The sequence below is a fragment of the Kitasatospora sp. NPDC029312 genome, assembly GCF_055569215.1.
This window is the reverse complement of the sequence record NZ_JBVHXY010000017.1, coordinates 63,363-71,661: the sequence shown is the minus strand read 5'-3', so window position 1 is coordinate 71,661 and position 8,299 is coordinate 63,363. Positions and strand designations below refer to the sequence as shown.

The window sequence follows — 8,299 nt, the reverse complement described above, 5'->3', positions numbered from 1 at the left end:
CCCTCGTTTTGGACGGTGCCCGCCCCCGGAGGGGGGGGGGGGGGGGGGGGGGGGGGGGGGGGGGAAGGGGGGGGGGGGGGGGGGGGGGGGGGGGGGGGGGGCCCCCCCCCCCCCCCCCCTGCCGTCTGTTCAGGCTCGCTGCCCGCCACCGCCGTCGGGGTTGAGGTCGCCGTGCGAGGGTGCGGCGCGGAGGCTCGCCGTACCGCACGCGACAACACCCCGGCCCCGGCGGCCGGGGCTCCGCCGGGGCCGGGGCGGGCCCAGGAATCGGGAATCGGGGATCTGGGTTCGTGGGCAGGAGCCGGAGGTCGGGATCAGGCGGCAGGCGTCAGGGGCACTGCTTCCAGGCGAGGTGGTAGACGGTGTTGATGTCCCCGTCCGTCGAGTCCATCGTCATGAAGCTGGTGGTGTGGGCCGGGTCCGAGGTGCCGGCGGCGACCCGTAGCTCGGTGTTGATGTTGAAGTTGCGCTCCTCGCCGCAGGGGGCGTACACCAGGGCGGCGACGTCGACGGTGTCGGTCGCCTGCCAGTTGTCGTCCGTCGGGCCGGCGAAGCGGTGGCTCTGGTAGGCGGTCCCGGGCTGGCCCTGGAAGTAGTAGCTGGCCCGCTGGGTGCCGGTCGCCCCCGCTTCGAGGTGGGCGAAGCCGCGGTAGTCGGCGGAGGCGATCGCGTACGTGAAGCCCTGGGGGACGTGCACGCGCAGGTCGAGCTGGCAGTTCTTCCGGAAGTCGGTCGGCGTGGAGCCCACACCGACCTGGGCGAGGTAGCTGCTGTACGTCACGGTGAAGGCGGTGTTGTCGGGCGCGACGGCCACCGCGGCCGTCCCGGCCGGGCAGCCGGAGCCGTTGACCGTGGCGACGTCGATGACGATGCGGTCAGGCGGGGTGGGGAGCGCGTCGCCGCCGAAGGTCGACGAGCCGGCCAGCGCGGCGGAGACGGCGGCCGCGGCGGCCAGTGTGCGGAGCAGCATGGGCTTCCCCTTCGATCGTCCATGGATCCGGGACGGCGCTCGCGCCGGTGCTGGCGCGGACGCAGCCGGATTGACATGGTTATGTCATCACATTGAGCGGGCCGCGTACAGGGGGTGACGCATGGTCACCGCCGATCGCCGACCGGCGTCCCGCTTCCGGCACCCGACGACCCGTTCGCCGGGCGAAGATCACCGGGCGGTAGGCTCCCTCCGCAACACGACGCGAAGGGGAGCTCAGTTGGCGCGGGTTGCGGTGGTCGGTGGCGGTATCAGCGGGCTGGGAGCGGCCCTCATGCTCGGCCGGCGGGGCCATCCGGTCACGTTGTTCGAGCAGGACCCGCGAGAGGCCGGGGAGGACCTGGAACGCGACTTCTCCGACTGGCGCAGGCCCCGCGTCCCACAGGCCGTCCAACCCCACTCGTTCCTCGCGCCGGTGCGCACCGTGCTGCGCACCGAGACTCCCGACGTCTACGCCGATCTGCTGGCCCGCGGCGCCCGGGAGTACCACGACTTCGACTGGTTCGGCGAGCACCCTCCCCACCGGGACGGCGACGAGGAGCTGGTGACCCTGCGCACCCGCCGCATCGTGCTGGAAGCCGCCCTGACCGCGGCCCTGCGGCGGGAGCCCACCATCGAGGTGCGGCGGGGTCGACGGGTGAGCGGCCTCGCCGTCGAGGAGGGCCGGCCAGCCCGGGTCACCGGCGTGCGGGTCGGCACGGAGACGCACCGGGCGGACCTCGTCGTCGACGCCTCCGGCCGCCGTTCGCCGTTTCCCGACTGGCTGGTCGCGGCCGGCTGCCGACCGCCCGTGGTCGAGAGCCACCGCGCCGGGATCGCCTACCTGTGCCGTTGGTACCGGCTGCGGGGCGACGGCCCCCGGGACCCCGGGCGGGTGAAAACCGGTTCCGCCGCGCCGTTCGCGCTGGCCGGCGTCTTCCCCTCCGACAACGACACCTTCGCGCTGAACCTGGTGCTCTCCACCGGCGATCCGACCCGCGGCGCGCTGATGGACCCCGCCGTGTTCGAGGCCGCCGCCCGCCGGTTCCCCGCCTGCGCCGCCTGGCTCGACCTGGACCCCGAACCCCGGTCCGCCGTCCTGGCGATGGCCGGGCTGGACAACCGCTGGACGGCCCTCTCGGACGAGGCCGGGCCCGTGGTCACCGGCCTGGTCAACACCGGGGACAGCCTCCTCCACACCAATCCCACCCTGGGCCACGGCGTGGCCCTCGGCCTGCTCGCCGGCCAGTACCTCGCCGGCCACGCCGACGAGGTCGCCGCCGACCCCGGCGGCCACCACGCCTGGACCGTCCGGGCCCTCCGCCCGTGGTTCGACGCCCAGGTGACCGCCGACCGCGTGAACGCCCGGCGCCTGGCCGAGAGCTCACCGGTCTCCGACCGCCGGGCCGCCGCCCTGGGGGTCTGCGCCTTCGAGGACCCCGTCGTCATGAGGGCCCGCGCCCAGGTGCGCCACCTCGTCCGCCCGGCCGAAGAGGCCTACGGCACCGACGAAGTCGACCGCCACCTCACCGCCTGGCTGGACGCCCACCCGGACTTCACTCCGCAGCACGACGGCCCGACCCGGGACGAGTGGGAGGCGCTCATCCCCGGCTGAGCCGCGCCCGGCGCCGCGCGGTGTCCGAGCCCGGCGCCTCACGGTGTCCGAGCCCGGCGCCGCGCTGCGTCCGAGCCCCTGGAAACCGCCGGGCAGCGGTCGGAGGCTCCCCGGGTGACCTGCGGGCGTGGGGTCGGCGGTCCGTGCCACGCGGGCCCGCATAGTCGGAGGGTTGGCCATGGTCATACCTTCCGATCACGAGATGAGCCGATGATGCCCCTGCCCCGTCGGCGGACCGCCGCCACGGCCCTCGTCCTGCTGCTCGCCCTCCCGGCCTGCGGCGCTCCGCAGGCACCCGAGCCGTCCGCCCCCACGTCGGAGCCGGCGACGCCGGCCCCGACCGGGCCGAGGGCCTTCACCCTGGTCGCGACCGGCGACGTCCTGCCGCACACCGAGATCATCCAGCAGGCCAAGGAGGACGCCGGCGGCAACGGCTACGACTTCACCGCCATGCTGGCCGGCGTCAAACCGCTGATCAGCGGCGCGGACCTGGCGATCTGCCACATGGAGACCGTCTACGGCGCGGACGGCGGCCCGTACACCGGCTACCCGACGTTCAAGTCCCCGCCGCAGGTCGCCACGGCGCTCAAGGACGCCGGGTACAGCTCCTGCGACACCGCGTCCAACCACACCCTGGACGACGGCCCGGCGGGGATCCGCCGAACGCTCGACGCCATGGACACCGCCGGCCTCGCCCACACCGGCTCCGCCCGCACCGTCGAGGAGGCCGGACGGCCCGCGCTGCTGCGGACGGCCGGCGCGACGGTGGCCCAGCTCGCCTACACCTACGGCACCAACGGCATCCCGCTGCCCAAGGACGAGCCCTGGGCCGTCAACCTGATCGACCGGGACCGGATCCTCGCCGACGCCCGCGCCGCCCGGGCGAACGGCGCCGACCTGGTGGTGGTCAGCGTCCACTGGGGCACCGAGTGGCAGGACCAGCCGAACGAGCAACAGCTCACCCTGGCCCGTGAGTTGTCCGCCGCCGGGCAGGGCCCGGGCCGGCCCGACATCGATCTGGTCCTCGGCACCCACGCCCACATCCCCCAGGCCTACGAGAAGATCAACGACACCTGGACGGTCTACGGTCTCGGCGACCAGCTCGCCGGCCACATGTTCACCTACGACGGCGCCGAGGACCCGCGCGGCAACTGGAGCTCCCTCGCCCGCTTCACGGTCAGCCCGCCGGCCGGGCCCGGACAGCGGTGGACGGTCACCCGGGCCGAGTTCGTGCCGCAGATCACCGACCTCGGTCCGCCCTACCGGGTGCTCGACCTGGGCGACGCCCTCCGCCGCACCCCCGGCCGCGCCGACTGGGCCCGCGCGCTGGACCACATCCGGACGGTGGTGCTCAGCCGCGGGGCCGGTGCGGCCGGGCTCACCATGGCACCGCAGCGCCGGTGACCGACGGTCCGGAGGCCACGCTCCGCCCGTGCGCCAGTCCGCCGGCATCAACGGCCGCCGCGCGCGGTGCCGCGCACAGCGCGGCGTCTGCCTACGGCTTGCGGGCGAGGCCGCCGTACACCGAGACCTCGCTGTCGGCCACGGCCGAGGGCTCGCCCAGCTCCGGGTGCCACCGGTTGACCAGGACGACGCCCGGGTCGTCCAGCTCCAACCCAGCGAAGAAACGTTCCACCTCGGCGAGCGAGCGGGTGTGGACCTCTATCCCCGCCTCCGCGTAGCGGCGCGCGCCGACCGCGGCCTGCTCCGGCGCGTTGTCGGCGGTCCCCGCGGTCAGCGCGAGGAAGCTGCCGGAGGGCAGGGCGTCCAGGAGCGCGCGGACGGGCGGGTGCGCGGCCTCGTCGGAGAGGAAGTGCACGATGTTGATCAGCGTCAGCGCGACCGGCTCGGTCAGGTCCAGGGTGGCGGCCACCGCCGGGTCGGCCAGGAACTTCTCCGGGTCGCGCAGATCGCCCTCGACGTAGGCGGTGCGGCCCTCGGCGGTGCTGGTGAGCAGCGCACGCGAATGGGCCAGCACGATCGGGTCGTTGTCCACGTAGACCACCCGGCAGGACGGGTCGACCGCCTGGACGACCTCGTGCAGGTTGGGCGCGGTGGGGATGCCGGTGCCGACGTCCAGGAACTGGCGGATGCCGTGCGTCCCGGCCAGCCGGCGGACCATCCGGTGCATCACACCGCGGGCCGCGGCAGCGCCGTCCCGGGCACCCGGCAGGTCGGCGAGCAGGCGGTCGGCCATCTCGCGGTCGGCCGGGAAGTTGGTCTTGCCGCCGAGCAGGTAGTCGTAGACCCGGGCCGAGTGCGCCCGGTCGGTCCGCAGGTCCACCTGTGGCGGCTGGTCGAACCCGGCCTCCGTCAACCAGCTGTCCGGCCCGATGCTGCCCACTGCGCCCTCCCCGTTCGACGTTCGTTCGGACCACTCAACCACAGGAGGCGACGTCCGTCAGGCGGTTCCCGGTGTCCGCTGGACGCCCACCTCCACCTCCTTCACCGCGGCGGCGAACGAGGGCACCCGCCTCGCCGTCAGCAGGGCGAAGGCCGGCCCCATCGTGCACACCGTGACGTAGGCGGGGATCACGCCCAGCCCGTGGTGGTGGTCGAGCCATTCGGCGAGCAGGGGGAAGGTGCCGCCGAAGGCGGCGATGGTGGCCGCGTTGACCACGCCGAGGCCGACCGCCCTGACCTCGGTCGGGAAGAGCAGCCCGGTGAAGACGTTGAGCGTGCCGAGCACCGTCGCCACCAGCATCCCGAGCAGCACGGCGACGACCTGGAACGGCAGCCAGCCTTCGCGCAGTCCGGCCAGCAGGATGCCGACCGCCGGGACGGGCAGGACGAAGCCGAGCCGGGCGACCGGCAGCAGACCGAAACGGTCGGCGGCCGCGCCGGTGAGCAGCATGGTGACCAGCACCACACCCAGCACCACGGTCATGAAGGAGGCGGCCTCCTCCTTGTCGATCACGTGGTAGGCGGCCGCGTACTGCGGCAGGTAGACCAGCGCGAAGTAGTAACCGACCGTGCCGCCGAGGGTGTTGAGGAACACGGTGAGCACCGCCCAGCGGTGCTCGCGGAGCATCCGCAGGAACGGCGGGCGCCCGGCGTCCGGCGCCTGGGCGCGGGCGCGGTGGAATTCGGCGCTCTCCGGCGCCGCCCGCCGCACCCACACCGCGCCCAGGCCGAGCAGGGCGGCGACGACGAAGCCCCAGCGCCAACCGCCGTTCTCCAGGCCGGACTTGCCGATGGTGTGGATCAGCAGGGTGAGCACGCCGAAGGAGAGCAGCGACCCGAGGATGATCCCGCCGTAGGACACCGAGCTGAACGCGAAGCGGTGCCGCGGCGGGGCGGTCTCGGTGACGTACGCGGCGACGCTGGGCGCCTCGCCGCCGAAGGCGAGCCCCTGCACCACCCGGGCGGTGACCGCCAGCACGGCCGCCCAGGCTCCGACGGTCCGCTGCCCCGGCAGCGCGGCGATGCCCAGGCTCGCCGCCGCGATCACCGCCATCCCGAGGCTGAGTGCGAACCGACGCCCCCGGGTGTCGCTGAGCCGCCCGATCAGGTAGGAGCCGACGGGCCGGGCTCCGAAGCCGACCGCGAAGGTGGCGTATGCGCCGAGCACTCCGCTGACGCCGCCCTTGCCGTGGCCGAAGAGGTCGGCGGCGAAGTACGGCGCGAGCACGGCGTAGACGTTCCAGTCGAAGGACTCGACCACCGACCCCACGGTCGCCGCCGCCAGCTCCCGCCGCCGTCCCCCGCTTCGCGCCTGGCCATCGGCGGGGTCGGTTCCGATGCGATCTGTCATGGCGTCAGCATGGCACCGTCCGAGCGACGGCGGAATCGGGTACGGCGGGCTCGGTCGGGCGGGCACCGAGAGGGTGTACGGGAAGGGCACGCACTACCGATGTGACTGGTGTGACTGACTGGTGATATTTGTGTGCGGTGCATTCGATGATCATCCGGACCTCGCGGCGCGCCCTGCCCGTCGCCGTCTCCGCCGCCACCGCCGTCGCCCTGCTGGCCGGCTGCACCAGCGGCGGTTCCTCCTCCGCGCCCGCCCCGGCCACCGCGTCCGCCGCCGGGACCCCGAACCCGAGCCCCACCCCGACCGTCAAGCCCACCGGAGCCGACGACCCGGCGCTCAAGGCCTTCTACAGCCAGCAGCTGGCCTGGGTACCCTGCCAGGGCGACGCCGACCAGGCGGACGAGCAGCAGGCCGACGCGTCGGCGCTCCAGTGCTCGACCCTCAAGGTCCCCCTCGACTACGCCGCCCCGGACGGCGGCACGCTGGACGTCGCCGTCATCCGCAACCCCGCCGTCAAGCCGGACCAGCGGATCGGCTCGCTGGTCCTCAACCCGGGCGGCCCGGGCGGCTCCGGCGTCGCCATGGTCAAGGGCGGCCCGAAGCGCTTCGACGGCCCGGTGCACGACCGCTACGACCTCGTCGGCTTCGACCCGCGCGGCGTCGCCGGCACCAGCCCGCTCAACTGCCTGGACGACCGGACCCGCGACGGCTGGCTCAACACCGACGAGCCCGGCGCCGACCACGGCAAGCAGCTCGCCGACGCGTGCCAGGCCAAGTACGCCCGGGTGCTGCCCTTCGTCAGCACCCGCAACACCGCCCGCGACATGGACGTCCTGCGCGCCGCCCTCGGCGACCGGAAGCTCAGCTACCTCGGCATGTCCTACGGCACCTACCTCGGCTCCCTCTACGCCGAGGAGTTCCCGGACCGGGCCGGCCGGCTGGTCCTGGACGGCGCCACCTCGCCGTCCACCTCCCTGATCCAGCACAACATCGAGCAGGAGGCCGGGTTCGAGCGCTCGCTGAAGGCCTTCGCCGCGGACTGCGCCGCCAAGAACCCGTGCCCGCTCGGCAAGGACCCCGACCGCGCGGTGGGCAAGCTCGCCGACTTCCTCGACGGACTCAAGGACAAGCCGCTCAAGACCACCAAGGGCCGGACCCTCAGCTCCACCGCTGCCTGGAACGGCGTGATCAGCCGCCTCTACGGCGGCGAACAGGCCTGGGCCGGTCTGCGCAACGCCCTCGGCTGGGCCATGGTCCGCGGCGAGGGAGACGACCTGCTCGCGCTCGCGGACGGCTACAACGGCCGCGACAAGGACGGCCGTTACGGTTCCTCCGCGGACGCCTACACCGCCATCCACTGCGCGGACGGCGCCACCGACGTGCCGTCCGGCGAGCAGCTCCAGGCCGCCCTGAGCGACCTCGCCGCCAAGGCCCCGCTGGTCAGCAAGCACGATCCGACGGCCGCGCTGTTCGATCCCGACTGCCGCGTCTGGCCGTTCCGCTCCGCCGAGAAGCCGCACGTCGTCAAGTCCACGGCGACCACCCCGATCGTGGTCGTCGGCTCCACCGGCGACCCGGCGACCCCGTACGCCTGGTCGGAGAAGCTCACCAGCGAACTCGGCAACGCCGTCCTGCTCACCCGCGAGGGCGAGGGGCACGTGGCGTACGACCGCAGTGCCTGCATCCGCGAGGCCGTGAACGCCTTCCTCGTCGACGGCACCGTGCCGGCCGCGGGCACGCGCTGCACGACGGACTGACGTCCGGACGCTCCCTGCCCCCTCGGGGCGTCGGCATTCCACCCCTCGGTAGCCGGGCAAGCTGCCCCGGCGACGGGGCGGGCGGGCAACGGGCCGGGCGACGGCAGTGGGGGGGGGGGGGGGGGGGGGGGGGGGAGGGGGGGGGAGGGGGGGGGGGGGGGGAGGGAGGGGGGGGGGGGGGGGGTGACACTGCGTGACGCATAACA

At 74.2% G+C, this 8,299-nt stretch carries 6 protein-coding genes; 3 read left to right on the top strand and 3 right to left on the bottom strand.

The features are described 5' to 3' along the window. Positions 1–328 precede the first annotated feature (328 nt). Positions 329–970, bottom strand: a complete 642-nt coding sequence (locus ACZ4WV_RS16350) for a DUF4360 domain-containing protein (protein WP_465747089.1) — start codon at positions 968–970, stop codon at positions 329–331. 238 nt (positions 971–1,208) lie between these two features. Here ACZ4WV_RS16350 and ACZ4WV_RS16345 point away from each other — a divergent pair, with 238 nt between their 5' ends. Both ACZ4WV_RS16345 and ACZ4WV_RS16340 read left to right on the top strand, forming a co-directional pair. Beyond that, a complete protein-coding gene (locus tag ACZ4WV_RS16345; protein WP_465747087.1) occupies positions 1,209–2,582 on the top strand; it encodes an FAD-dependent oxidoreductase in 1,374 nt (457 codons plus the stop codon). 213 nt (positions 2,583–2,795) lie between these two features. Then, positions 2,796–3,986 (top strand): CapA family protein, encoded by a 1,191-nt coding sequence (locus ACZ4WV_RS16340; RefSeq protein ID WP_465747242.1) that lies wholly within the window; start codon positions 2,796–2,798, stop codon positions 3,984–3,986. 91 nt (positions 3,987–4,077) lie between these two features. Here ACZ4WV_RS16340 and ACZ4WV_RS16335 read toward each other — a convergent pair whose 3' ends face one another. After that, a complete protein-coding gene (locus tag ACZ4WV_RS16335) occupies positions 4,078–4,926 on the bottom strand; it encodes an SAM-dependent methyltransferase (RefSeq protein ID WP_465747085.1) in 849 nt (282 codons plus the stop codon). 57 nt (positions 4,927–4,983) lie between these two features. Next, the gene (locus ACZ4WV_RS16330) at positions 4,984–6,336 is read right to left on the bottom strand and encodes an MFS transporter (RefSeq protein ID WP_465747083.1); all 1,353 of its coding nucleotides are present in this window, start codon (positions 6,334–6,336) and stop codon (positions 4,984–4,986) included. 146 nt (positions 6,337–6,482) lie between these two features. Between ACZ4WV_RS16330 and ACZ4WV_RS16325 the strand changes: the two genes are divergently transcribed. Next, entirely contained in the window at positions 6,483–8,093 is a 1,611-nt protein-coding gene (locus ACZ4WV_RS16325) for an alpha/beta hydrolase (protein ID WP_465747081.1), read from the top strand. The last annotated feature ends 206 nt before the right edge of the window (positions 8,094–8,299 follow it).